Below are 24,757 nucleotides of genomic sequence, written 5' to 3'. Positions count from 1 at the left end.
GGGCTGCCCCCCATACACCACCCGGAGGTGCGGACTCGTGGATGTCACGACCGCTCGTGAGCGACTGGAGAGCATGCTCGCGGACATCGACCGATCCATCGCCGTGCTCCGGGGAGACCCGGTGGCCGTGCGGGAGCGCTCCGCCGCCGACGCCGGCGCCGACCTGACCGACGCCGACCGCGTGCAGGCGATGCTGGCGGTGGCGACGGCGCAGCGCAGGTCCGTGGTCGACGCGATCAAGCGGGTCGAGGAGGGCACGTACGGCAGCTGCGTCGACTGCGCCAAGCCGGTGCCCGAGGGCCGCCTGGAGGCCCGTCCCGAGGCCGCCAGGTGCGTGCAGTGCCAGTCGAAGCGCGAGAGGCGGCGCTAGCCCACCTTCGTCGCGCTGGCCACCAGGTGGATGCCCACGGTGTCGTCGTCGTCGGGATGGGCCTCCAGCTCGGTGCGCACCAGCCATGCCAGCGAGCGGGAATCGGAGGCCAGGACGTGATCGACGGTCGACGGTGACAACACGGTGCGCGGCCGGACCCAGTCGACCTGGAGGCCCACGCCCATGAGCAGCTCGCGCAGCTGACCGCTGCTGAAGCACCGGGTGATGCTCCCGTCGGGCCACGGCACGAGCATGACCTCACCGTTGACCCGCAGGTGCTCCCAGCGTTCCTGCTCGGCCAGGATGGCCATGCCGAGCACCAGCGAGTCGACGCAGACCAGGGCGCGGCCTCCGGGGCGCAGCACGCGCGCCACGTCGCTCATCGCCGACTCGGCCATCAGCTCGATCGACATCGCGCGCTCCTCGGCCACGACGGCGTCGACCGACGCGTCGGGCAGGAACGACAGGTCGTCGGCGCGCACCCGGCACACGCGCGTGTCGTGCGGGCGAGGTTCGGCGCGGCGGAAGTCCAGCACCTCGATCACCCGGTGCCCCGCCCTGGCCACCTGGCCCGACCAGCGGCCACGGCCGCCGGACAGGTCGAGCACCACCGCGGGGCTCGCGGGCAGCCAGCGGGCCAGCTGCTCGGCGACGACGGCCCGGTAGAAGGTCCAGTACGGCCCGAGCGTCCCTGAGCCGTTCAGCTCCTCGGCCGGAATGGGCAGCACACGCGACTCCTGGAGGTTAAGGATTTGGCTACCAGCCGGTACGTATAGGTTTTCCCCGCACCGGGTCGTTCGTCACCTTCCATCTTGCGGGAACAAGCTCCGACGCGGGTGTGTTGCGACAACCATGCTCACATTGGTCGACCCCAGGGAACGGGTATCCTCCCCTGAGTACGGTGTTCCGCCACAGCAGGCCACCGGTGATCTTAGGGGGGTGGCCCTGGTGCCCGCGACAGGCGCGGAGACTCTGGAGCAGCGCAGCGAGCGGTTCGAGCGTGATGTCATGCCTTACCTCGACCAGCTCTACTCTGCTGCGCTCCGGATGACTCGGCATCCGGCCGATGCGGAAGACCTGGTCCAGGAGACCTTCGCCAAGGCCTTCGCTTCGTTCCACCAGTTCCAGGAGGGCACGAACCTCAAGGCCTGGCTCTACCGGATTCTCACGAACACCTTCATCAACAGCTACCGCAAGAAGCAGCGGGAGCCCAAGCAGTCAGGCACCGAGGAGATCGAGGACTGGCAGCTGGCGCGTGCCGAGTCGCACACCTCGGGCGGACTGAAGTCGGCCGAGGTGGAGGCGCTCGAGCACCTTCCCGACGGTGACATCAAGAACGCGCTGGCCGAACTCCCCGAGGAGTTCCGCATCGCGGTCTACCTGGCCGACGTCGAGGGTTTCCCGTACAAGGAGATCGCCGACATCATGGGCACTCCTATCGGCACCGTGATGTCGCGCCTCCACCGCGGCCGCAGGCAGCTGCGGACGCTTCTCGAAGACTACGCCCGCGAGCGCGGCATGGTCCCGGCGGAGGGATCGAAATGAGCTGTGGAGACCCGCACGACAAGGACTGTCGCGAGGTCCTCGACCTTGTCTACAACTACCTCGACGGCGAGCTCGACGACAGCTCGTCCGACGAGATCCGGGTGCACCTCGACGAGTGCAGTCCCTGCCTGAAGGAATACGACCTCGACAAGGCCGTCAAGGCGCTGGTGGCCAAGCACTGCGGCTGCGACCCGGTGCCGGCCGACCTGCGGGCGAAGGTGCTTGACCGGATCAACCAGGTCCGTTCGGAGTTGTCCTGATATATCGGCGGCCCGGAAGTGGCCTCCGGTAGTGGCTTGATTACGCTTTGCTTGCGATTCCCGAGTCTGCCCACCTGCGCGAGACGGTTTCTGTAGCGTGATTCACATGTTGTGCAAGGTGAAGGTGGTCGTCACCACGCTAGCCGCCGTCATGTTCGTGGTCGTGCTCACCGGGGGCGGAGAGGCCCTGCCACCAGGGGTCTCCTGGACCTGACCCCAGGGGGGCCGCAATGCGGGAATTGCCGTGGCCCGCAAGGGTCTACCTGGCGGCCGTCGTCGCGACGGCCGCCTTCCTGATCGCTCGCTTCGAGCTGCCCGGCGACGCCTGGGACATCCTGCTCGTGCTCGCGCTCCTCTTCCTGGTGTGCGAGTCGATGCCCACGCTGCTCAACGTCGAGCAGTTCGCCGTCTCGGTGAGCTTCTCCGCGTCGCTGGCGGCCGTCGTGCTCATCGGGCCCGAGGGCGCCGCGCTCGTCGGGCTGATCGCCGTCGTCAGCGTGCGCCCCGGCCTGCCTCTGGTGAAACGCCTGTTCAACGGAGCGCAGTTCGCCGTCTGCGGCTTCGCCGCCGGATGGGCCTACCAGTCGCTCGGCGGCGTCAGCGGGGTGCCGCAACCCCACCAGTTCGACGAGCTGATCGGCCCCTACGCCGTGGCCACGGCCGTCTTCGTGCCGCTCAACATCGTGCTGATCCTGGTCATGGTCCGGCTGGCGACCGGCGGCGCCGTCTCCTTCCGCGGCATGTTCCAGTTCCTGCTCTCCTACCTCGGCTACGGCACCTTCGGGCTGCTCGTCGCCGGGCTGTGGGCGACCGTGCAGTCGATCTCCGCGGTGCTGGTGCTGCTGCCGCTCTTCGTCGCGCGGTGGGCGTTCGGGCAGTACCACGCCCAGCAGCGCTCCTACGACGCCACCATCGCGGCCCTGTGCCAGGCCGTCGAGACCAAGGACTACTACACGCGCGGCCACTGCACCCGCGTCTCGCTCGCCTCCGGCATGATCGCCCAGGAGGTCGGCATGGGCTCCGAGCGCCTGCGGGCCATCCGCTACGCGGGCATGCTCCACGACGTCGGCAAGCTCGGCGTGCCCACCAAGGTGCTGCAGAAGGACGGCCCGCTCACCGAGGAGGAGTACGCCGCGATCCAGCTGCACCCGATGCGGGGCCTGGAGATCGTGCGCGGCATCGACTTCCTCGACGAGGCCTACGAAGGGATCATGCACCACCACGAGCGCCACGACGGCAAGGGCTACCCCATGGGCCTGGCCGGCGAGGAGATCCCCGAGTTCGCGCGCATCATCGCCGTGGCCGACGCCTTCGACTCCATGACCTCCGACCGCTCCTACCGGGGCGCCCGCCCCGTCGCCGTCGCCGTCGACGAGCTGCGCAAGGGCTCGGGCTCGCAGTTCGATCCCGAGCTGGTGGCGGCCTTCATCAGGGCGCTCGACAAGGAGCCGTGGCAGCCGCCGCGCAAGGTCGTCGAGGTGCCGGCCGAAGCCGCGGAGACGGCCACCAAGGATCACGACGATCCGACCATGCCCATCGAGGTGTTAAGCGGTTGAACACCCCCATCCGAGGCCTCGACTCCGGTCAGCTCCTGCTCATCGCCGCGGCCGGGCTGCTCGCGGTGGCCGGGGTCGCGTACACGGCCGCCGTCGGCCCGGAGCGGCCCGAGGTCGCCATCGGCTTCGGCGCGCTCATCGCCGTCGGCGAGCTCGCACGGCTGACCATGCCGGGCAACCGCGAGGTCGCCCCCATCGGCGCCGCGGCCGCTCTCGGCTACACCCTGCTGCTCGACATGAGTGGCGTCGCCCTGGAGCACAGCGCCTTCCAGGTGGTCGCCGTCATCTCCGTCGGCATGATCGCCGGAGCGCTGCCGCACCTGGCCGTGGGCCGCCCGCCCAGGCTCGACGCGGTCGCCCGCCGCCTGCTCACCGGCGCGCTGCTCGCCTTCGCCTTCCGGCCGCTGGCCGGGCCGCTGTCCGACTTCACCCGGCAGGTGGATCCCGTCACCCAGCAGCCCGACCCCAACTGGTGGCCGGCGCTCGCCGTCATGGTGGTGCTGATCGGGCTGGCGTTGCTGGCCGACGTGCTCATCGCCGCCCTGTTGAGGGCCGAGCAGGTGCGCACGGCGTTCCGCGTCGCCGTACGCGACGAGATCAACATGGCCTTCCCGCTGGGGGCCGCGGTGGCGGCGTCGGGGGTGCTGCTGGCGCTGGCGACGCACTCGATGGACATGGTGGCGTTGCTGGTGTTCGCGGCGCCGCTGCTGGTGACGCAGGTCGCCTTCCGGAAATATGCCGGTATCCGCGCCACCTACCTGCAGACCGTGCGCGCCCTGTCGCGGGTCACCGAGGTGGGCGGCTACGTCGAACCCGGCCACTCACGGCGCGTCAGCCGCCTCGCGGTCGCCGTCGGGCGTGAACTGGGGATGGCGGAGCCGGAGCTGCTGGAGCTGGAGTACGCGGCGCTGATGCACGACATCGGGCAGCTGTCGTTGCGCGACCCGATCCCCAGCGGGGCGACCGTCCTCACCGACCCCGGGCAGGCGCGGCGCATCGCCGAGTTGGGGGCGGAGGTCATCAAGCAGACGGGCGTGCTCGACCGGGTGGCGGAGCTGGTGCGCAGGCAGTGTGACCAGGTGGCCGAGGAGCCGCCGGTGTCGAGCCGGATCATCAAGGCGGCCAACGGCTACGACGACCTGGTGGGCGGGTCCACCGACCGCGACCGCGCGGGGGCGGCGCTGGAGCGGCTGCGGCTGGGGGCGGGCGTGGAGTACGACCTGGAGGTCATCGACGCCCTCGCCCGCGTCATCGACCGCCTCGCGCCCTACCACCGCCTCTGACACGCCGACCGCGTGCTCGCCGCTGCTCCTCACGCGGCCCGCCTCGTCGGCGTGCTCGCCGCTGCTCCTTGTGCGGTGCGCACCTGCTCGCCGTACGTCGCTGTCCCTTGCGCGGGCCGTACGGCAGGCATGGGGCACCCCCACCCGCCGCGCGGGGCCGGGGTCTGTCCAGGGGGACGCCACGCCGGCGTGCGGGGCCGGCCGCCGTCACGCGAAGGCGTCACCTTGCCATCGGCGCCCGCCTGACCCCGAGGCGACGGGCCGGGGAGTTCCGGCGGCTCGCGGGAGGCGGCGCGGTCAGCGGGAGGCGGCGCGGCTGAGGAACTTCTCGCGGTCCACCAGTGCCCGTTCGACCGTGCCGCGCCCCACCACGAGGTCGCGTTCGCGCGCCACGAACGCGAAGACGAGCCTGCGCCCCTCGACCTGCACCAGCTCGGTGCTGATCTCGACGTGGGCGCCGAGGAGACTGGCCGCCAGGTGCTCGACCTCGACGCGGGTGCCGACGGTGGTCTGGCCGGGCTCCAGATGCGGCCGCAGCGCCTGCATGGTGCACATCTCGGCCAGCAGCACGAGCCGGGGCGTGGCCAGGACGGGGACGTCGCCGCTGCCGAGTTTCTGGGCGGTGTCCTCACGCTCGACCATGATGAGCATCGAAGCACGAAGACCGGGAGCGAGCGTCATGACGTCAGCCTACTGCGACCACTGCGGCGGACCCTTTGATCGGGATCACGCCGCCTGCGAGCGTGCGCGCAGCATGGAGCCACCCAGGTACTGCTCGCAGTGCGGGCGCCGGGTCAAGGTCCAGGTGACGCCGACCTCCTGGTCGGCGCGATGTGTCGAGCACGGACCGATCAACGCTCCGTAGCGGCCCGTCTTGCTGATCGGGCATACACACCCCACCCAGAGACGGCAGGATAGGGTTTATCCGACTTAGGCTGTTTCGGGGGATGCGCATGAGTAAACTCTGGCTTCCGTGACCTCCGTGTTACCCCGTTGCGACACAAGTTCGATTTCTTGGTGTGCTCGGGGTGTGACGGACGCGTGAGACAGGGGGCAGCGGGGGAGAGATGACTGGCCAAGGAACGACGCTTGCGGGGCGGTATCGCCTGGATACCCGCATCGGCGCCGGTGGCATGGGCGAGGTCTGGCGTGGCGAGGACACCGTCCTGGCTCGCACCGTCGCCGTCAAGGTGCTGCTCCCTGGCCGCATGTCCGACCCCGGATTCGCCGCCCGCTTCCAGGCCGAGGCGCGGGCCATGGCGACGATCAACCACCCCGGCGTGGTCGACGTCTACGACTACGGCGTGAGTGGCGACACCGTCTACCTCGTCATGAAGTTCGTCGACGGCGAGCCGCTCGACCGGCTGCTGTCGCGCCTGGGCCGCATCGCGCCCGAGCCCGCGATGGAGCTGATCGCGCAGGCCGCCTCCGCGCTCCAGGCCGTGCACGATCGGGGGATCGTCCACCGCGACGTCAAGCCCGGCAACCTGCTGGTGCAGCGCGACGGCACGCTGGTGCTCACCGACTTCGGCATCGCCCGCCAGGAGGTGGCCAACCGCCTCACCGACGCGGGCATGGTGCTCGGCACCGCCGCCTACTGCGCGCCCGAGCAGGCCGAGGGCATGCCGGTCACACCGGCGGTCGACATCTACGCGCTCGGCGTGGTCGCCTACGAGTGCATGGCCGGCATCCGGCCCTTCGACGGTGACAGCCCCGTCACCATCGCGCTCAAGCACATCCGCGAGACCCCGCCCCCGCTGCCCGCCGAGATCCCGCCCGCCATCCGTGCCCTGGTCGAACGTGCCCTGTCCAAGGACCCGGCGGCACGCTTCCCGAGCGCGGCGGCCATGAGCGTCGCGGCGCGCCAGGTGGCCTCTGGGGCGCCGCAGCTGACTGATTTGACTCCTGTGACCACTGGGGCCTCGATGGCGGCTGCTGAGCCGCCCCGGGAGGCTTCTGCGACGACTGTGGCCGATGTGGCGTCCCCGCAGACCCGCCGCGGCCGCCGCGCGGCCGCCAAGCGGCGGGGTAAGAGCGGGCTCGTGGCCGGGGTCGCGGTGGTGGCGTTCCTGGGGATCGGGGCGGGGGCCTACGCGGTGACGGGCGGGGAGATCTTCCCGAGTCCGGAGCCGACACCCACCCTTACGGCCGGGCACGTCAAGGGAACGCCAAGCGATGACGTCACCGAGTCGGGGGAGCCGAGCCCGACCAAGACCACCAGGCCTCCCAGGACCCACAGGCCGACCACGCCTCCGCCCCAGGCGAGCGAGGAACCCACCGAGACGAACGAGCCGACGGGGACCAACGAGCCGTCGAGCACGCCGTCCACCAACAAGCCGACCACCAGCGCACCCGCGGTCCAGAAGAAGAAGATCCCCGCGGTCGACTACAACGACCCCGCGAAGTCTCTGGAGATCCTCAAGAAGGCGGGCTTCACCACCTCGGTCACCAGCGAGGAGCCCGACACCTTCCCCGACGAGTGCTTGAAGATCGGCAACATGGATCCGGAGCCCGGAACCCTGCACCCGCTGAAGACGGCGATCAAGATCGTGCTGATCGCCAAGTTCGGCGCGTGCGAGGTGACTCCCTCCGCGAGCCCGTCTCCGAGCAAGAGCCCGTAAGCCCCGCCCCCGCGTCGATCGGGGACGGAGCCGGCCGGCGTGTTCAGACGCCCGTCGTGTTGCGCGGGTAGGCGATCTGCGGGTCGGTCGCGATGTTGACCATGTACGGCACGCCCGAGTCGAACGCGCGGCGCAGCGCGGGCCCGATCTCCGACGGCTTGGTCACCAGTTCGCCGCCTCCGCCCAGCGCGGTGACGACCTGGTCGTACCTGCACTGCGGCTGCAGCTCGGCGGCGACGTCGTAGCCGTACAGCATCTGCATCGGGTGCTTCTCCAGCCCCCAGATGCCGTTGTTGCCGCAGATCATGACGACCGGCAGCTTGTGCCGTACGAGCGTGTCGACGTCCATGAGGGAGAAGCCGGCGGCTCCGTCGCCGAGGAGGAGGACGACCTGGGACGACGGGCGGGCCAGGCGGGCGGCGATGGAGTAGCCGAGGCCGGTGCCGAGGCAGCCGTAGGGTCCCGGGTCGAGCCAGTGGCCGGGGCGTCGCGGCTCGACGTACTTGCCGGCGTAGGAGACGAAGTCGCCGCCGTCGCCGATCACCACGGCGTCGTCGTCGAGGACCTTGCCCAGTTCGCCGTAGATGCGCATCGGGTGGATCGGGTCGGAGTCGGCGGCCAGCAGCCCGGCGTCGTGCTCGACGGAGGCCGCGGCGGCCAGGGAGAGCTTCTCCAGCCAGGGGGCGTACCGGTCGGGCTTGACGCCGGCCTCGCCGCATGCCGTACCGAGGCTCCAGAAGACCAGTGACAGGTCGCCCGAGGCGGTCGCGGCCGGGGTCATGTGCGTGGCCAGCTGGGAGGGTGCGTCGGTGATGTGCACGACGCGGGCGAGCGGCGCGCCCTCCTTGCCGCCGAACCAGCCGTAGCCGAGGCGGAAGTCGAGCGGCGTGCCCACCACGATCACCAGGTCGGCCTGGCCGAAGGCGGTGCCGCGGGCGCGGGTGACGAGCTGTTCGTGGCCGGCGGGCAGGATGCCGCGGCCCTGGCCGTTGGGGATGACGGGCAGCCGCCACGACTCGGCGAAGTCGCGGGCGGCCTCCTCGGCCCGGTCCATCCACACGTCGGAGCCGAGGACGAGCACCGGCCGCTCGGCCTCGGCCAGCAGGCGCGCGACCGAGGCGACATGCGACGGGTCGGGCTCCAGCGGCGAGGGGGTCAGCGGCTCGGCCTGGTGGCCGCCTGAGGGGGCGAACAGGTGGTCCATGTAGAAGTCGAGGAAGACGGGGCCGCGGTGCGGCGATCCGGCGGTGCGGAAGGCGGTCTCGACGTCCTGGCCGATCGAGTCGGCCCCCGACGAGGTGAAGGCCAGCTTGGTGATCGGTTCGAGCAGGGGAGGATGGTCCATCTCCTGGAGGGCGCCGCTGCCCCAGCGCGACTGCGGCGCCCGCCCGCCCATGACCACGACGGGCGAGCCGTTGAAGTGGGCGGTGGCGATGCCGCTGACGCCGTTGGTGATGCCGGGGCCCGCGGTGAGCACGGCGAGCCCCGGTCTGCGCGTCAGCCGCGCTGTCGCCTCGGCGGCGAAGACGGCGCTCTGTTCGTGGCGTACGTCGAGGATTCGCATCCCCTCGTGCACCGCGCCGTCGTACAGCGGGAAGACGTGCCCGCCTGACAGGGTGAACATCGTGTCGACGCCATAGGCCTTCGAAACGGCGACGGCTGCGTCGCCCGCATGCTTCGCGCTCTCCATGGACGGAAACTACCAGCGAGTCAACTACAACAAACCTTGACCGTCCCGTGGGGATTGCTCAACGTCATCGTGTGCGCGGCTTCCGCGCTCCTCATCACGCCGATGAAATCGTGCACGGCCTCGACCGCGACGTTGTACGCGGTGCCCTCGGGCACCCGGATCTCGATCTCGTCGCCCGTCTGGACCGCGGCACGGACCTGACCCGGCGCCTTGTCGAAGCTGAGCCGTACGGACCCGGTCACGGACTCGGCGTCGACGGAGTCGCTGAGCATGCCGAAGGAGAAGATGTGGCCCCTGTCGCTGCGCGCCAGCACCTGGGGGGACCAGATCTCGGCCATGTCGATGGTGCCGTTCTCGCTGGTCAGCGTGAGGTTGCCGCGCAGCCTGCTGACGTGCAGCGCGCCGCTGCCGGTGACCGCCTCGATGTCGGTGTCGGCCGGGACGCGGACCAGGTAGTGGACCAGGCAGTTCGTCGCCGCCACGCGGCCGTCCTCGCAGTTGGAGCTGAGCTTGAGCGATCTGCGGTCCCACTCCTCGCCGGTCTCCGGCTTGGCCTCCCACCACTGGAGGCTCTTCTCCACGAAGATCTGCCCGGCGGGCCCGCGTTCGATCGTCAGCTCGATGTCGCCTCTGGAGGCGTCGATCTTCAAGGAGGTCCGGTCGAAGGACTCGCTCCAGGAGACCGTCTCCGAGGGTGCACGCGCGTCGGCGAAGCCGGCGAACATGCCCGCGGTCGCGACGCCCACCGCGAACACCGTGCACAGGCTGCCCACCAGGAGCCAGAAGGCTTTCATACGCGCACTCCGTCGAGAAATCTCAGGACGGCCAGCACACGCCGGTGGTCGCCGTCGTCGGATGACAGATCGAGCTTGCTGAAGATGTTGCCGATGTGCTTGCCGACCGCGCCCTCGCTGAGCACCAGCGCGGCACCGATCCCGGCGTTGGAGCGGCCCTCGGCCATGAGCCTGAGCACCTCGCGCTCGCGCGGGGTCAGCCGGTTCAGCGGATCTTCGCGGATCAGCAGCTGCGCGACGACCTCGGGGTCGAGCGCGGTGCCTCCGGCAGCCACTCTGCGTACCGCCACGATGAAGTCGGTCACGTCGGCGATGCGCTCCTTGAGCAGGTATCCGACGCCGGTGGTGGCCGTCGACAGCAGGCGGGTGGCGTACCGTTCCTCGACGTACTGCGACAGCACCAGCAGCGGCAGGCTGGGGCGCTGCCGCCGTAGCACCAGTGCGGCGCGCAGGCCCTCGTCGGTGTGCGTGGGCGGCATGCGCACGTCCGTCACGACGAGGTCGGGCTCGTGCAGGTCGACCGCGCGCAGCAACGCCTCGGCGTCCTCGACCGCCGCGACGACCTGCATGTCCGCGGCCGTCAGCAGGCGCACCAGTCCCTCGCGGAGCAGGACCGAGTCCTCGGCCACGACTACGCGCACGGCAACTCCACTGTGATCATGGTCGGGCCGCCCACCGGGCTGGTGAGCAGGAAGGTGCCGTCGACCGAGTCGACCCGCTGGCTGAGCCCGCGAAGGCCGGTGCCGCCGTCGAGCGCCGCGCCGCCGATGCCGTCGTCGTAGACGCTGACGTGCAGCATGCGCTCGTCGGTGCGCACGGTGATCTCCGCGCTGGTGGCCTTGGCGTGCTTGGCGATGTTCGTCAGCGCCTCGGATACCACGAAGAACGCCACCGCCTCGATCGTCGGAGTCGGGCGCCTGCCCAGGTCGACGCGGAGCCGTACGGGGAAGGGCGCCCTGGCGGCGATGCCCGACAGCGCGGCGTCGAGTCCCTGGTCGTTGAGGACGGCCGGGTGCAGGCCGCGCACGAAGTCACGCAGCTCCTTCAGCGCCTGCTTGGCCTCCTCGTGGGCCTGCTCGATCGCGTCGCGCGCGTCCACGGGCAGGTCGGTGAGAGTGGCGCGGGCCATGCCCAGGTTCATCGCCAGGGAGACCAGACGTTGCTGGGCGCCGTCGTGCAAATCGCGCTCGATGCGGCGCCGCTCGGCGTCCGCCGCGTCGACCACGCCGGCCCGGCTCTCGGCCAGCGTCTCGATCATCTGGCCCAGCTCACGGTGGCTGCGGCCGAGCATGGCCTGCGCGATGGCCAGGTCCAGCCGGGTCAGCGCGTGCGCCAGATAGGGCGTCATGATCAGCAGGGCCGCCCCCACGCCGGTGTAGACGCCGGCGACGACCGGATCGCGCAGGTCGATGGGGAAGACGAACGAGGCCGGCTGGAAGTACTGGTGCAGGAAGCCGAGCAGTCCCACCACCGCGCCGCCCCAGCAGACGCAGACCAGGAACGCGCAGGCGGCGCTGAGGAACGGCGACAGCACGTGGTAGCCCGCCTGCCGCCACAGTCGCGGATCGCGCCGGTGCTTCACCGGGTCGGCCCGGGGGATGTCGGCGTTCAGGAAGGACTCGAAGCGCGAGTGCTGCACGCGGTTGAGGGCGGGCAGCACCCGGGGGATCAGCAGCGACAGCAGTGCGAGTGTCCCCAGCACCACTCCGACCGGGATTCCCGTCACCAGGTGCGCCGTGTTGTGCCAGGCCCGGCGGGGGATTTTCATGGCCACCACGCTAGTCAGCGGCCCCGGAAATGTCGGTGGTGCTAGCTCCACCTTAGAGCGGTGGCACGGACCACCCCTTCTCCCTGAACAGCGGTGCGTGCTCGGCGTTGACGAACAGGCGATCCTCCGGATGCGGGATGCGGAAGTAGCTCTGCGGGTGCAGTAGCTCCCGCGCGGTGTCGGACAGGTCGAGCACGAAGCGGTCGGGCGCCCGGCGGTCGGCCAGGAACCTCAGCTCGAACGGCAGCACCGCCAGCGGGTCGGCGTGCTCCCACACCCCCAGACCCGCCTGACGGGCCTGCTGCACGGCACGGCGCGCCCTCCCCAGCGCACCGCTCTCCCCGATCTGACGCCCGGTGCCGGGCGGCGGGACCGCACTCAGGATGTGGCTCTCCTGCCTGACGAACGGATCGACGTTGGGCCAGATGAAGTACGGCACGACGTGCCCGGCGGCCAGCAGCCGCTCGTTGTAGGGATCGGGGCGCGGCTTGAGCTTCTGCTCCCGGTTGACGTAGGCCAGCAGCCTGCCGTACCTGTCGAGGATCTCGTGGGCGAAGGCCAGGCGCAGCTTGAAGGTCTCGCCGGTCAGGCCCTGCTCGGTGATGTCGGCGGCCATCATCTCGCGCAGCGCCGTGGTGGCGGGTCTGGCGTGCTTGGCGTGGTTGGCGGCGGCCAGTGGGCCGAGCCTGGTCAGCAGGTGGGCGTGCAGCGCCGACCGCAGCTGGAGCTCGGGGTAGCCCTTGACGAACGGGTCGGTCAGGAACCTCGTCCACACCGGGTGCTCGATCTTGACGAAGCTCTTGGGGTCGTCGGGGAAGTCGGCGTGGCGCGGTAGTTCGAAGCTGACTTCCGGGGCGTCGACTCCCAGCATCCTGACGCCGAAGTTGCCGTCGGCCGCGATGTTGATGGTGTCGCCGTCGTGCACGACCTTGTCGAGTGGCTGGGCCGCGCCTCGCGAGCGGGCCAGGAGGCCGTGTCCCACGGTGATGCCGGGGACCGGTTGTTCGATTGCCTTTGCCATGTCTGCATCTTGACTCGAACCCGAGGCGCCTGTCCCGCATCTCACCGAGCATGATGCTCTTATCCACGCTGCTGGTCGGCCTGGTGGTGCCGACCGATTTCATGATCTTCCAGCCCGAGAAGAACTCCCAGTGGACCGTCTCGTCGAGCGACAAGATCGTCGTCCAAATCAATCCGTGCGCCCGCGGCCGGTGGGACACCGGCCGGGTGGCCTCGAAGTGGATCCACTTCACCGACGAGGACTACGCCCGCGGCGAGCAGCTCGTGATCTACAAAGACGCCACCACGGCGAAGAAGGTCATGCGCCAGATCCGCGCCGACCTGCGCCGATGCGCCGACACTGGCAAGGGCTGGTATCGCAACCGCCACTGGAGCAAGCCGCTCGCCCTCGGCGACGAGGCTGTCATGGTGGGCTCCCGCTACTTCCACAGCGGCTGGGCCGAGGTCGCGGTGCGCAAGGGGGCGGCGCTCATGATCTACGGGGAGTCGGCGTGGCCGAACAGGAGCCTGTCCGACGAACACTTCACCAACGTGCTGGGCTGGGCGCACGACATGAGCGCCAAGGTCTGCGAGCTGCCCGAGGCCCGCTGCCAGGGGTGATTTGTCCCAGGGTCGGTAGTCGACGCCCAGGCTCGCGCACGGCATGGCACGGAGACGGGGTGCGCTTCCGGGGCCGCAGGGCGACTTCGCCACCCGCCGTATCACCTGTTCGTCGGCGAGGAGACGGCCGCGGCGGCGTTCGGGCCTATGATCCGGGTGCTGGAGCCGGGGGAGCACGTGGTCGCCGTCGCCGTCCTGGAGAGCGACTGGGGCGAGGACACGGCCCCGATCCCCGGCGCTCGCCGCATCAGGCGCGTGCACCGGCACTGGGCGCCCGCGGCCTCATCGCGGCTCCTGGTCGACGCCCTGGCCACGCTCGACCTGCCCGACGACGTCGGCACCGCCTACATCGCGGGGCGAGGCACGAACCGGGCGTCGACCAGGAGCCGCGACCGCCTCGTCTGCGACCGCCTCGTCTGCGACCGCCTCGTCTGCGACCGCCTCGTCTGCGACCGCCTCGTCTGCGACCGCCTCGTTTGCGACCGCCTCGTCTGCGACCGCCTCGTTTGCGACCGCCTCGTCCGCGAGCGTGGATGGCCGCGGGAGGCGATCAAGGTCAACCCGTTCTGGACCCCGGGCAAACGGGGCCCGCACCCCTAGTTCACAGCGTCTGGGAGAGCGCCTTGATCGGCATCTTCAGGTCGTCGAGCAACTGCAGGTCCTTCTCGTACGGCCGGCCGAGCGTGGTCAGATAGTTCCCCACGATGATCGCGTTGATGCCGCCCAGCATGCCGTCACGCGTGCCGAGGTCGCCCAGTGTCAGCTCCCTGCCACCCGCGTAACGCAGGATCGTGCGCGGCAGGGCCAGGCGGAAGGTGGCGATGGTCTTGAGCGCCTCCGCGCCCTGGACGAGCGGGTAGTGCGCGAACGGGGTGCCGGGGCGCGGGTTGAGGAAGTTCAGCGGCACCTCGTCGGGCTCCAGCGCGCCGAGCTGGGCGGCGAACTCCGCGCGCTGCTCCAGGCTCTCGCCCATGCCGATGATGCCGCCGCAGCACAACTCCATGCCCGCGGCCTTGATCATTTCACAGGTGTCCCACCGTTCCTGCCAGGTGTGCGTGGTGACCACCTGGGAGAAATGCGACTCGGCGGTCTCCAGGTTGTGGTTGTAGCGGTGCACGCCCATGCCGGCCAGCTCGTCGACCTGCTCCTGGGTGAGCATGCCGAGCGAGCAGGCGACGTTGATCTCGACGGCCTCCTGGATGGCCCTCACCCCCTGGCGCACCTGCTCCATCAGCCGCCGGTCGGGGCCGCGCACGGCCGCGACGATGCAGAACTCCGTGGCGCCCGTCTTCGCGGTCTCGACGGCGGCCTTGACCAGCTCGTCGATGTCGAGCCACACGGCACGCACCGGAGAGGAGAACTGGCCCGACTGCGAGCAGAAGTGGCAGTCCTCCGGGCAGCCGCCGGTCTTGAGGGAGATGATGCCCTCCACCTCCACCTCGGGGCCGCACCACTTCATGCGCACCTCGTGCGCCAGCGCGAGCAGGTCGGGCAGGAGGGCGTCGTCGAGAAGGAGACAGCGGAGCGCCTGCTCGCGGTCAAGGCCTTTGCCCTGCTCCAGGACCTGGGTGCGGGCGATGTCGAGGATCGTCACCCGGTCAGCTTAAGGGTCCTTCTGAACGCGGCCGGGTCGAAGACGCCGCCAAGACTGGGGGCCAGACTTCGCCGGGCCAGGGTGGTGAAATCGGCGCAGGTGGCGGGGCGAGAAACAGGGGCCCCAGACTCGCCGCCCCCGACCCCAGAACCGCCGGAGGCGCCCACGGCACTGCCGGCGGCCCCGTCGGGTGAGCCAGCCTTGTCGGGTGAGCCAGCCCTGTCGGGTGAGCCAGCTCCGTGGGGCGAGCCAGCTCCGTCGGGTGGGACGGCCCTGTCGGGTGAGCCAGCCCTGTCGGGCGGGACCGCGCCCCCGGAGCCGACGGTCGCGGCGGGAAGCGCGCCGGTTCCGCAGCGCGAGGCGCCCGCGGGGAGGACGCCTGCGAGGGGGCGGGCGGCCAGCATCTCCAGGTCGGCCACGTTGCACCGCTCGGCCAGCCCCGGCTCCACCGGCCACTCCCCGATGACCAGCCCCGCCAGGTCGAGTCCCCGGTGCGCCATCGCCTCCAGGGTGAGCGCCGTGTGGTTGAGCGTGCCCAGCGCCGCCCTGGTGACCACGAGCACCTGGGCGCCGAGCCGCTTGGCCAGGTCGGCGAGCGTCGCGCCGTCCTCGTCGAAGCGCACCAGCAGCCCGCCGGCGCCCTCCACCAGCACCAGCTGGTTGCTCTCCCTCAGCTCCTCGATGCGCCGGGCCGCCGAGGCCAGGCTGACGGGCGGCATGCCCGACACCCGCGCCGCCGCGGCGGGGGAGAGCGGGTCGGGGAAGCGGGCGAACTCGAACGTGGTGGTGACGCCCGAGAGCCTGCGCACCTCGTCGAGGTCACCCGCCTCGGTGGGGCCTACGCCGGTCTGCGCTGGTTTGACCACCGCGACGGAGGAGCCCCTGTCGTAGGCGAGCGCGGCGATGGCCGCGGTCACGATCGTCTTGCCCACACCGGTGTCTGTGCCGGTCACCACGAGGACACTCACCCGCCCGAGCATAGGCCCGCCTCGCACCCCACACCCCGACGTCCCGGCAGCCGAAGTCCCGGGCAGCCGAAGTCCCGGGCGGCCGGGGTCTCGGGCGGCCGGGGTCTCGGGCGGCCGATGGTCCGCGCAGCCACGTCGTGTGTCTCTGGGTCCGTGCCCTGAAGCCTCGTGCCTCAAGGCCCGTGCCCCCGAAGCCTCTCGACCGGCCCCGCCCTCTCGCCCCGCCGCTCGACGCCTGCACGCCAAGCTCGCAGCCCTGCAGCCCTGCAGCCCTGCAGCCCCGCAGCCCCGAGGTGCCGGGTGCCGATGGGCCCACGTGTCGATGGGCCCACGTGTCGATGGGCCCACGTGTCGACGGGCCCACGTGCCGAGGGTCGACGTGCCGAGGGTCGACGTGCCGAGGGTCGACGTGCCGAGGGTCGACGTGCCGAGGGTCGACGTGCCGAGGGTCGACGTGCCGACGTGCCGACGGGCGCCGGGGGTTAGGGCCTGCGCAGGCGGGTGACGAACTTGTAGCGGTCCCCTCGGTACAACGACTGAGCCCACTCCACCGGATTGCCGTCCGCGTCGAAGGCGTGCCGCGTCAGCAGCAACATCGGCAACCCCACGTCAACCCCCAGCATCTGAGCGTCGTACGGCGTCGCGAGGACTGTCTCGATGATCTCCTCGGCATCCGTCAGCCGCACGTTGTAGGCGTTGTGCAGCGTCTCGTACAGCGAGGAGTGCACCTCCAGCTCCCGCCGCAGCCGTGGGAACCGGCGGGCCGACAGGTGGGTGGTGTCGATCGAGACCGGCTCCCCGTTGGCCAGGCGCAGCCGGTGGATGCGCAGCACGCGCCCGCCCGGGTTGATCGCCAGGCGGCGGGCCAGTGGCTCGTCGGCGGAGATGTAGCCGATCTCCAGGATCTTGGTGTCGGGTTCGAGCCCGGCGTTGCGCAGGTCGCCGATGTAGGAGCTCAACTGCAGCACCTGGGCGACCTTGGGCTGGGCGACGAAGGTGCCCTTGCCCTGGATGCGCAGCAGCCGGCCCTCGACGACGAGCTCGGACAGGGCCTGGCGGACGGTCGTGCGCGAGGTCTCGAAGCGCACGGCGAGGGTGCGCTCCGGCGGCAGGGCGGCGCCCGCGGGCAAGCTCTTGGTGAGCTCAAGGAGACTGCGTTTGACGTCGTAGTACTTCGGTACGCGAGGGCCCTCTTCGACCACGTCCCACCTAGCTTTCTGCCACAGCGGTGAGGGCGTGTCTGATCACCGCGAGATCATCGGAACTCAGATTGGCCCGTGCGGTCAACCGCAGGCAAGAGCGACCGTCGGGCACCGAGGGCGGACGGAAACATCCGACGCGCACTCCGTGCGCCGCACAGGTGGCAGCGGCGCCGAGCGCCGCTTCCGGCGCGCCGAGCACCACGGGGACGACCGCACCGGCCGGGTGGTTGGTCTCCAGGCCGAGCTCGCGGGCCGTGGCGGCCAGCTCGCTCGCCCTGGCGCGGGCAAATCCCGGCAGGTCGGGCTGGTTTCGTAGGATATCCACCGCTGTGAGTGCGGCCGCCACCGGACCCGGTGCCAGGCCGGTGTCGAAGATGAACGAACGACCGGTGTCGATCAGCGTCTCGATCACCTCCGGTGCTCCCAGCACGGCTCCGCCCTGGGAGCCGAGCGATTTGGACAGTGTGATGGTTCTCACAATGTGAGATTCCCGGAAGAGGCCGCTTGAGTGCACCGTGCCCTGTCCTTGTTGGCCGACGACGCCGAGAGAGTGCGCCTCGTCCACGATGAGCAGGGCGCCGTGCCGTACGGCTAGAGCCGACATGGCGGAAATATCGGCCATATCCCCATCGACGGAAAACACGGCGTCCGTGACCAGCACGGCGTGCTCCTCGTGGCGGTTGGCCAGCGCCTTCTCCATCGCCGGGAGATCCTTGTGAGGCGTCACGACGACCCGGGCACGCGACAGGCGGCAGGCGTCGACGATCGAGGCGTGGTTGCCCGCGTCGGAGATCACCACGGCGCCGCGGCCCAGGGTCGCGACGGCGGCGAGATTGGCCAGGTAGCCGGAGGAGAAGACCAGGGCGCCCGGAGCCTGGCAGAAGTCGGCCAGGGCGCGCTCGAGCTCGGTGTGGAGCGAGGTGGTGCCCGTCACGAGGCGCGAGCCGGTCGAGCCGGTGCCCCACCGGCGGGTGGCCGCGACGGCGGCCTCGACGAGCCGGGGATCGCGCGCCAGCCCCAGGTAGTCGTTGGAGGCCAGATCCAGCAGGCCGTCGAAGTCGGGGCCGCGCGACCAGAGCGTGCGCCTGAGGCCGGCCGCCCGGCGGTCGGCGGCAGCCGTACGGAATCTGTCGAGCATGGACGCATCTTGCCAGGCGGGCACCGGCCGGTGACAGCAGCGCGGCCCGCCCTGTGGATAACGGTGCGGCTTCGGGGGCGACGGGTGGCCCCGGTTTGGAGAACGGGCCCCGGACCACGCATCATGCACTCGTGCCGACTCTCAGCGACCTCGCGGTCCGCCACACGAAGCTGTCCGACGCGGACATCGAGTGGCTCCACACCCTCGTCTCCGACTGGCAGCTGCTCGCCGACCTGTCGTTCGCCGACCTCATCCTGTGGGCGCCGTTGCCCGGCACGCAGCGGCGCACCGTCGGCGGCGAGAGCGTCGACGAGCCCGAGGGCTGGGTGGCGATCGCGCAGATGCGCCCGACGACCGGCCCGACCGTCTATCACGACGACATCGTGGGCTCCATGGTCCACCGCGGGCAGCGCGAGCTGATCGACACCGCCTGGAGCGAGCGCCGCATCTGCCGCGAGGGCGACCCCGACTGGTCCACCGGCGTTCCGGTGCGCGAGGAGACCATCCCGGTCCGACACGCGGAAGGTCACTTCCTCGGCGTCATCCAGCGCTCGACGAACCTGTCGTCGGCGCGCACGCCGTCGAGGCTGGAGCTCACCTACCTGCAGAGCGCCTCCGACCTTGCCCAGATGGTCGCGGAAGGCCGGTTCCCCTTCTCGGGCGAGCCGGCCATCCTGGTGCGCTCCCCGCGCGTCGGCGACGGCCTGCTGCGCCTCGACCGGGCCGGACGGGTCACCTACGCCTCGCCGAACGCCCTGTCGGCCTACCGGAGGCTGGGCCTGCACGCCGATCTGGTCGGCGCGGAGCTGGGGCGGCTGACCGCCACGCTCTGCTACTCCGATGAGCCGATCAACGAGGACCTGATGATCGTGGCCAGCGGTCGCGCGGCCAAGGAGACCGAGGTCGAGTCGGGCGGCACGATCGTGCAGCTGCGCGCGATCCCGCTGATCGTGGGCGGCGGGCGCATCGGGGCGCTGGTGCTGCTGCGTGACGTGACCGAGCTGCGGCGGCGCGAGCGCGAACTGATGACCAAGGACGCGACGATCCGCGAGATCCACCACCGGGTCAAGAACAACCTGCAGACGGTGGCCGCGCTGCTGCGGCTGCAGGCGCGGCGGCTGCAGGTGCCGGAAGGGCGTGAGGCGCTGGAGGAGGCCGTGCGCCGCGTGGGCTCCATCGCGATCGTGCACGAGACCCTGTCGCACGCGCCCGAGGAGTTCGTCGACTTCGACGACATCGCCGACCGTGTCATCGCCATGGCGGGCGAGGTGTCGGCGCCCGAGGTGGCGGTCACGCCCAGGCGGACGGGCACCTTCGGGATCATGCCCTCGCTGATCGCCACACCGCTGGCCATGGCGCTCACCGAGTTGCTGCAGAACGCGCTGCAGCACGGGCGGCCCAAGCGGCTGGAGGTCGTGGTCGACGCCCAGCATTTCGAGCACCGGCCGGACCGGCGTGAGCGGCTCACCGTGATCGTGCGGGACGACGGGCGCGGTCTGCCTGAGGACTTCGACCTCGACAAATCCACGAGCCTCGGCTTGCAGATCGTGCGCACCCTGGTCGAGGGTGAGCTGTCCGGCAAGCTCTCGATCGAACCGCGCGACGGCGGCGGGACCGAGGTGACGCTGTCGATCCCTTTGCCGGCCGCGTGAAAGCGAGTCCCAGCCGCGTGAAAGCGGGTTTTAGAAGATGGCGCGTGCGCGGGCGCGGGCGTTGCGGCGCTTGAGAGCGCGACGCTCGTCCTCGCTGAGCCCACCCCAGACGCCGGCGTCCTGACCGGACTCCAGCGCCCACTTCAGGCAGCCGTCGACGACCGCGCAGGAGTTGCAGACCTGCTTGGCCTCTTCGATCTGCATCAGAGCGGGACCCGTGTTGCCGATCGGGAAGAACAGCTCGGGGTCCACGTCACGGCAGGCAGCTCGGTGGCGCCAGTCCATGCGTCCACTCCTTAGTAGAGGAGTCTTGGTTGACTCCGTGCGGCTTACTACTTTGTGAAGACTTTCACTAACGAGCCCGAACAGTGGCCCGAATCAGGTTGATCCGGGGTTGTCCGCTGACGATCCCGCAGGTCCTCGAGGGGTTCGTTAAAGGTCCTACGTTCCGATGTCAGGTTGAGCCTTTCAGCCACGCTGAGTGCACGCAAGGGGGTTGAAGGGAAGTTTTGGTGGATATGGATGTCGGATGCGTCACACAATGACCGAATGTAACCAGCTAGACCAAAACTTGTAACGCGTTCGGGATAGACCGGAAAGTCACCCATTCGCGCTCGCCGAGGTAGTCGCCGTCGAGCTGGAACGCCACCGGACGCTCGGCCTTCAGCGTGAACTCGGCCTCGTCGTGGAGCTGCACGAGGTGCCGCCCCTTGGGCCAGTTCTCGCGGCCCTGGTCGAGCAGCTGGCGGATCAGGCCGGCCATGGTGAACATGCCCATACGCCGCATCCCCAGCAGGTCGAGCCCGGTCTCGAAGCTCGACCACGGGGTCGGCGTGACCGGCCTGCCTCCGAGGTAGGTCCACGGAGAGGTGTTGGTGATGATCGCCATGAAGACGTGGGTCGCGGCCGGGATACCCGGACCGGTGATCGTGAGCGCCGCGTGTCGTTTGTCGGTCTGGAGATAGTGGCGCAACGCCGTGTTCACATATCGGGCAGGAGTGGCCTTTCGCCCGGCGCCGCGCAGGCCCTCCACGGCCCTGATGACCTCCGCGTCATAGCCCATGCCCGCACAGAAGGTGAAGTAGCGGCTGCCGCCCTCCCACACCGCCTCACCCAGCCCGACAGTACGGCTGCGCCCGGCCTGCAGCGCCTCCAGGACCGCGCCCGTGGCCTCCGTCGGGTCGTTCGGCAGGCCGAGCGCCCTGGCGAACACGTTCGCGCTGCCGCCGGGGATCACGGCCAGTGACGGTCGCGCAGCGTCACCGTTCGCGGGGTTGAGCAACCCGTTGATCGTCTCGTTGATCGTGCCGTCGCCACCCAGGACCGCCACCAGCTCGAAGCCCTTGGCGTGGGCCGTACTGGCCAGAGCCGCCGCGTGGCCGCGATAGGCGGTCTCCTCGACCGTCAGCTCCACCGCCGCGCCGAGGGCCCTGATGAGCACATCGCGCGTGCGGCGGTTCGTCGTGGTCGCCTTGGGGTTGACCAGGAGCATTGCCCGCATATGGCCAGGGTATCCGCTGATGGGCGGCGAAGGTGGGACACCTCCCCGTGTTAGCAACTCCGGTTGACTAATTTCAGATTAGTCAACTACGGTTGCTTCATGTCTCCCTTCCGCGTTCACGCCGGCCTGCTCGGCCTCGCCCTGACCGCCGTCACCATGACCGGACCTCCCGGCCCCAGTCCCGTCCAGCGCGCCCTCGAGTGGGCCGTGGCAGACGGCAGGGGCCCCGGCATCGTCGCCGAGCTCAGACACGGCCACTCACGGCCGTGGTTCGGTACGGCAGGCGTCGCCGACCTGGCCTCCGGAGCGGCCCGCCGCCAGGACGAGCACTTCCGCATCGGCAGCTTCACCAAGGCCTTCGTCGGCGTGGTCGTCGTACGGCTGGCGGACGAAGGCGCGCTCTCCCTCGACGACACCCTCGCCCAGTGGCTGCCCGGCGTCGCCGAGGAGTACTTCGGCGCCGACAGCGCGAAGATCGACATCAGGCAGCTGCTCAACCACACCAGCGGCCTGCCCGACGCCCTGCCCGGCCAGGAGCCGCCGAGCCCCCTGGAGCCCGGCACCCGCTTCATCTACTCCAAGGTCAACTACACCCTCGCCGGCATGATCGTGGAGAAGGCCACGGGCAGCACGCTCGCCGCCGAGATCGACCGTCACATCGCCCGGCCCCTGGGCCTGAAGGGCACCTACCTCCCCGGCGCGGACGACCACGGCGTCCGCGCCCCGCACGCCCGCCACTACTCGAAGTTCACCGAGCACGGCGCGCCGGCCGAGATCCACGATGTGACCGAGGTCGACCAGAGCTGGGCCGGAGCCGCGGGCGGCATGATCTCGACCACCTCGGACCTGCACCGTTTCCTCACCGCCCTGCTGCGCGGCGACCTGCTCTCCCCGGCCGGCCAGAAGGAGATGTTCACCACCGTCGAGACCGCCGACTGGGTCCCCGCCACCCGCTACGGTCTCGGCGTCTACTGCCAGACCCTCCCCTCCGGTCTGACGCTCTGGGGAGGCGGCGGCTACATCCAGGGCTCCACGACCTACGCCATGGGCGACAGGCGAGCCACCCACGTGCTGGTGAGCAACCTCAACGGCGACTGGAACGACTTCGTCGCCACCTTCGAGGACCTCTACGGAGCCGTCTTCAGGCGCTGAGCTCGCCGAGCCAGAGGCAGAAGGGATGGCCGGCCGGATCCAGGCACACCCTGACGTCGTCCTGCGGCTGGAAGTCCGCCACCGTCGCACCCAGCGACACCGCGCGGGCGACGGCGGCCTCCAGGTCGTCGACCATGACCTCCAGATGCATCATCATCTGCTGCCCTCCCGGCCGCGCCGGCCAGACCGGCGGCCGGAAACCCTCCTCCCGCTGGAACGACAGGGTCCGCGGCCCGCCGTCGGGCGGGCTCAGATAGACGTCGTGCTCCTCCTCCCGGGAGATCTCCCAGCCGAGCAGGGCGGCATAGAAGGCGGCCAGTGCATGCGGATCCGGCGCGCCGATGTTGACGCCGGTCAGGGTCAGCCGGGACATGAGTGCCCCTTACCCCGCCACGCTCCGTTCAACGGTGGCAGACCATGCCATAGGCGGACGGGCGCCGTCAGGTTAGGTTCCGATGTGCGCCACCCGCGGGAAACACCTGCCATCCATCCTCCGGAGAGTCGAATGCGCACTCACCTACGCCGCGCGGCAACCCTGGTCGCGGCACTCGTCCTACCTCTCACCATGGTCACCCCGGCCCACGCCGGACCCATCGACGACGCCTTCGCCCAACTGCTGGTGAAGCAGGTCAAGGGCTCGAACGTCAAGAAGCACCTGGACGCCTTCCAGGCCATCGCGAACGCCAACGGCGGCAACCGCGCCGCCGGTTCACCCGGTTACGACGCCTCACGAGACTACGTGGCCGACAAGTTACGCAAGGCGGGCTACAAGGTCACGCTCAACCCCATCAACTTCGTGGAGAGCTGGACCGAGAACAGCCCGCCCCTACTGGACAGGACCGCCCCGGCCCCCAAGTCGTACGTGCCGAACACCGAGTTCTTCACCTTCGAGCCCTCACCCTCCGGTGACGTGACCGCGCAGGTCCAGGGAGTCGACCTCACCCTGCCGCCCACCCCGACGCCCACCTCCACCAGCGGCTGCGAGACGTCCGACTTCGCGGGCTTCGTCGCCGGCCGCATCGCGCTCATCCAGCGCGGCACCTGCTCCTTCGTCCAGAAGATCCTCAACGCCAGCGCCGCGGGCGCCTCGGGCGTCATCGTCTTCAACGAGGGCCAGCCGGGACGCACCGATGCCTTCCCGCTCAACATCGGCGAATGGCGCGCCGGCGTGCCCATGGTCTTCGCCAGCTTCGCCGTCGGCAACGAGCTGGCCGCCCCCGGCACCAGCGTGCGCCTCAAGGTCGACGCCAACCTGCAGCTCGGCACCGACCACAACGTGATCGCCGAGACCCGCTTCGGCGACCCGAACAACGTCGTCATGGTCGGCGCCCACCTCGACAGCGTCACCGAGGGACCCGGCATCAACGACAACGGCTCCGGCAGCGCCGCCATCCTGGAGACCGCGCTCCAGATGAAGCTCTTCCCGGTCCGCCACAAGGTGCGCTACGCCTTCTGGGCCGCCGAGGAGATCGGCCTGCTCGGCTCCGACCAGTACGTGGCAGGGCTGACCGAGGCGCAGCGCGAGCGCATCAGGCTCTACCTGAACTTCGACATGGTGGCCTCGCCCAACTTCGCCTACAAGCTCTACGACGGCGACGACTCCGACGCCGTCGGCTCCCCGGCGGGACCGCCCGGATCGGCGCAGATCGAGCAGCGGCTCGCCTCCTTCTTCACCAGCCGCGGGCTGGCCACCGTCGGCACCGACTTCGACGGGCGCTCCGACTACGGGCCGTTCATCGAGGTCGGCATCCCGGCCGGCGGCATCTTCACCGGTGCCGAAGGCATCAAGACGCCCGAGGAGGCCGCGCTCTTCGGCGGTACGGCCGGCGTCGCCTACGACGTCTGCTACCACCAGGCCTGCGACACGATCGCCAACGTCAACCTGACGGCGCTCGACGTCGACTCCGACGCCATCGCCGACTCGGTGGCGCGGTACGCCTTCAACCTGGGCGGCATTCCCGACCAGGCGGCGGCACTCACCTCCCGCTCGGCGGCATCGGTTCCGGCGGTGACCGGGGCCGGCTGATCCAGCCAAACGAGCCG

At 70.3% G+C, this 24,757-nt stretch carries 25 protein-coding genes and 1 pseudogene; 12 read left to right on the top strand and 14 right to left on the bottom strand.

What is annotated here, in order from left to right:
- Positions 1 to 37 precede the first annotated feature (37 nt).
- On the top strand, positions 38 to 370 hold the full coding sequence (locus HNR30_RS28070) for a TraR/DksA family transcriptional regulator (protein ID WP_181612990.1): 333 nt from the start codon (positions 38 to 40) through the stop codon (positions 368 to 370).
- On the opposite strand, the gene HNR30_RS28065 is transcribed toward HNR30_RS28070, so the two are convergent.
- Positions 367 to 1,098, bottom strand: coding sequence for a class I SAM-dependent methyltransferase (locus HNR30_RS28065; protein ID WP_181612989.1), 732 nt, complete (start codon positions 1,096 to 1,098; stop codon positions 367 to 369). The two genes, HNR30_RS28070 and HNR30_RS28065, sit on opposite strands and share 4 nt — an antisense overlap.
- A gap of 211 nt (positions 1,099 to 1,309) precedes the next feature.
- Here HNR30_RS28065 and HNR30_RS28060 point away from each other — a divergent pair, with 211 nt between their 5' ends.
- The 4 genes from HNR30_RS28060 to HNR30_RS28045 all read left to right on the top strand — a co-directional run bounded on the left by HNR30_RS28060 (position 1,310) and on the right by HNR30_RS28045 (position 5,014).
- A complete protein-coding gene (locus HNR30_RS28060; RefSeq protein ID WP_181612988.1) occupies positions 1,310 to 1,915 on the top strand; it encodes a sigma-70 family RNA polymerase sigma factor in 606 nt (201 codons plus the stop codon).
- The gene (gene rsrA, locus HNR30_RS28055) at positions 1,912 to 2,175 is read left to right on the top strand and encodes a mycothiol system anti-sigma-R factor (RefSeq protein ID WP_181612987.1); all 264 of its coding nucleotides are present in this window, start codon (positions 1,912 to 1,914) and stop codon (positions 2,173 to 2,175) included. The genes HNR30_RS28060 and rsrA overlap by 4 nt, the downstream gene beginning before the upstream one ends.
- Before the next feature lie 230 nt (positions 2,176 to 2,405).
- Positions 2,406 to 3,731, top strand: a complete 1,326-nt coding sequence (locus HNR30_RS28050; protein WP_181612986.1) for an HD-GYP domain-containing protein — start codon at positions 2,406 to 2,408, stop codon at positions 3,729 to 3,731.
- Positions 3,728 to 5,014 (top strand): HD-GYP domain-containing protein, encoded by a 1,287-nt coding sequence (locus HNR30_RS28045; RefSeq protein ID WP_246379217.1) that lies wholly within the window; start codon positions 3,728 to 3,730, stop codon positions 5,012 to 5,014. The genes HNR30_RS28050 and HNR30_RS28045 overlap by 4 nt, the downstream gene beginning before the upstream one ends.
- Positions 5,015 to 5,311: 297 nt before the next feature.
- On the opposite strand, the gene HNR30_RS28040 is transcribed toward HNR30_RS28045, so the two are convergent.
- Entirely contained in the window at positions 5,312 to 5,695 is a 384-nt protein-coding gene (locus tag HNR30_RS28040; RefSeq protein WP_181612985.1) for a thioesterase family protein, read from the bottom strand.
- On the opposite strand from HNR30_RS28040, the gene bsaP reads away from it, so the two are divergent.
- Entirely contained in the window at positions 5,655 to 5,879 is a 225-nt protein-coding gene (bsaP, locus tag HNR30_RS50770; protein WP_446685829.1) for a biotin synthase auxiliary protein BsaP, read from the top strand. The genes HNR30_RS28040 and bsaP overlap by 41 nt on opposite strands.
- Before the next feature lie 202 nt (positions 5,880 to 6,081).
- A complete protein-coding gene (locus tag HNR30_RS28035) occupies positions 6,082 to 7,635 on the top strand; it encodes a serine/threonine protein kinase (RefSeq protein ID WP_181612984.1) in 1,554 nt (517 codons plus the stop codon).
- Between the two features lie 43 nt (positions 7,636 to 7,678).
- Here HNR30_RS28035 and HNR30_RS28030 read toward each other — a convergent pair whose 3' ends face one another.
- From HNR30_RS28030 to HNR30_RS28010, 5 genes are read right to left on the bottom strand one after another with little or no spacing between them, the layout of a single operon-like run.
- Positions 7,679 to 9,325, bottom strand: coding sequence for an acetolactate synthase (locus HNR30_RS28030; RefSeq protein ID WP_181612983.1), 1,647 nt, complete (start codon positions 9,323 to 9,325; stop codon positions 7,679 to 7,681).
- 20 nt (positions 9,326 to 9,345) lie between these two features.
- Positions 9,346 to 10,119 (bottom strand): DUF4097 family beta strand repeat-containing protein, encoded by a 774-nt coding sequence (locus HNR30_RS28025; RefSeq protein WP_181612982.1) that lies wholly within the window; start codon positions 10,117 to 10,119, stop codon positions 9,346 to 9,348.
- Positions 10,116 to 10,760: a response regulator gene (locus HNR30_RS28020; protein ID WP_181612981.1), complete on the bottom strand. Its 645-nt coding sequence runs from the start codon at positions 10,758 to 10,760 to the stop codon at positions 10,116 to 10,118. The genes HNR30_RS28025 and HNR30_RS28020 overlap by 4 nt, the downstream gene beginning before the upstream one ends.
- Positions 10,751 to 11,887 carry a sensor histidine kinase gene (locus HNR30_RS28015; RefSeq protein WP_181612980.1) on the bottom strand — a complete coding sequence of 379 codons (1,137 nt, stop codon included), beginning with the start codon at positions 11,885 to 11,887 and terminating at the stop codon, positions 10,751 to 10,753. The genes HNR30_RS28020 and HNR30_RS28015 overlap by 10 nt, the downstream gene beginning before the upstream one ends.
- Positions 11,888 to 11,939: 52 nt before the next feature.
- Positions 11,940 to 12,908: a thermonuclease family protein gene (locus HNR30_RS28010; protein WP_181612979.1), complete on the bottom strand. Its 969-nt coding sequence runs from the start codon at positions 12,906 to 12,908 to the stop codon at positions 11,940 to 11,942.
- Positions 12,909 to 12,958: 50 nt separating this feature from the next.
- Here HNR30_RS28010 and HNR30_RS28005 point away from each other — a divergent pair, with 50 nt between their 5' ends.
- Together HNR30_RS28005 and HNR30_RS48240 are read left to right on the top strand one after the other, a co-directional pair.
- A complete protein-coding gene (locus tag HNR30_RS28005; RefSeq protein WP_181612978.1) occupies positions 12,959 to 13,507 on the top strand; it encodes a hypothetical protein in 549 nt (182 codons plus the stop codon).
- A 147-nt stretch (positions 13,508 to 13,654) separates the two neighbouring features.
- Positions 13,655 to 14,107 (top strand): SIP domain-containing protein, encoded by a 453-nt coding sequence (locus HNR30_RS48240; protein WP_246379216.1) that lies wholly within the window; start codon positions 13,655 to 13,657, stop codon positions 14,105 to 14,107.
- A 1-nt stretch (position 14,108) separates the two neighbouring features.
- On the opposite strand, the gene bioB is transcribed toward HNR30_RS48240, so the two are convergent.
- The 4 genes and pseudogenes from bioB to HNR30_RS27980 all read right to left on the bottom strand — a co-directional run bounded on the left by bioB (position 14,109) and on the right by HNR30_RS27980 (position 18,409).
- On the bottom strand, positions 14,109 to 15,101 hold the full coding sequence (bioB, locus tag HNR30_RS27995; protein ID WP_181612977.1) for a biotin synthase BioB: 993 nt from the start codon (positions 15,099 to 15,101) through the stop codon (positions 14,109 to 14,111).
- Between the two features lie 311 nt (positions 15,102 to 15,412).
- Positions 15,413 to 16,069 (bottom strand): annotated as a pseudogene (gene bioD, locus HNR30_RS50305) (dethiobiotin synthase); the annotation flags it as partial.
- Between the two features lie 482 nt (positions 16,070 to 16,551).
- Positions 16,552 to 17,271, bottom strand: a complete 720-nt coding sequence (locus HNR30_RS27985; protein WP_181612976.1) for a GntR family transcriptional regulator — start codon at positions 17,269 to 17,271, stop codon at positions 16,552 to 16,554.
- Between the two features lie 7 nt (positions 17,272 to 17,278).
- A complete protein-coding gene (locus tag HNR30_RS27980; protein WP_181612975.1) occupies positions 17,279 to 18,409 on the bottom strand; it encodes an 8-amino-7-oxononanoate synthase in 1,131 nt (376 codons plus the stop codon).
- 131 nt (positions 18,410 to 18,540) lie between these two features.
- On the opposite strand from HNR30_RS27980, the gene HNR30_RS27975 reads away from it, so the two are divergent.
- Positions 18,541 to 20,061: a sensor histidine kinase gene (locus tag HNR30_RS27975; protein WP_181612974.1), complete on the top strand. Its 1,521-nt coding sequence runs from the start codon at positions 18,541 to 18,543 to the stop codon at positions 20,059 to 20,061.
- A 30-nt stretch (positions 20,062 to 20,091) separates the two neighbouring features.
- Here HNR30_RS27975 and HNR30_RS27970 read toward each other — a convergent pair whose 3' ends face one another.
- Both HNR30_RS27970 and HNR30_RS27965 read right to left on the bottom strand, forming a co-directional pair.
- Entirely contained in the window at positions 20,092 to 20,346 is a 255-nt protein-coding gene (locus HNR30_RS27970) for a WhiB family transcriptional regulator (protein WP_181612973.1), read from the bottom strand.
- A gap of 274 nt (positions 20,347 to 20,620) precedes the next feature.
- Entirely contained in the window at positions 20,621 to 21,562 is a 942-nt protein-coding gene (locus HNR30_RS27965) for a diacylglycerol/lipid kinase family protein (protein ID WP_181612972.1), read from the bottom strand.
- A gap of 99 nt (positions 21,563 to 21,661) precedes the next feature.
- Here HNR30_RS27965 and HNR30_RS27960 point away from each other — a divergent pair, with 99 nt between their 5' ends.
- Positions 21,662 to 22,714 carry a serine hydrolase domain-containing protein gene (locus HNR30_RS27960; protein WP_220134013.1) on the top strand — a complete coding sequence of 351 codons (1,053 nt, stop codon included), beginning with the start codon at positions 21,662 to 21,664 and terminating at the stop codon, positions 22,712 to 22,714.
- Here the strand turns inward: HNR30_RS27960 and HNR30_RS27955 are convergent.
- Positions 22,704 to 23,087 carry a VOC family protein gene (locus tag HNR30_RS27955; RefSeq protein ID WP_181612971.1) on the bottom strand — a complete coding sequence of 128 codons (384 nt, stop codon included), beginning with the start codon at positions 23,085 to 23,087 and terminating at the stop codon, positions 22,704 to 22,706. The genes HNR30_RS27960 and HNR30_RS27955 overlap by 11 nt on opposite strands.
- Before the next feature lie 132 nt (positions 23,088 to 23,219).
- Between HNR30_RS27955 and HNR30_RS27950 the strand changes: the two genes are divergently transcribed.
- Positions 23,220 to 24,740, top strand: a complete 1,521-nt coding sequence (locus HNR30_RS27950; protein WP_181612970.1) for a M28 family peptidase — start codon at positions 23,220 to 23,222, stop codon at positions 24,738 to 24,740.
- The last annotated feature ends 17 nt before the right edge of the window (positions 24,741 to 24,757 follow it).

Origin of the sequence: Nonomuraea soli (assembly GCF_013761175.1) — a bacterium.
Taxonomy (GTDB): domain Bacteria; phylum Actinomycetota; class Actinomycetes; order Streptosporangiales; family Streptosporangiaceae; genus Nonomuraea; species Nonomuraea soli.
The sequence above is the reverse complement of the archived record's forward strand: the minus strand, read 5'-3'. Positions and strand labels throughout refer to the sequence as shown.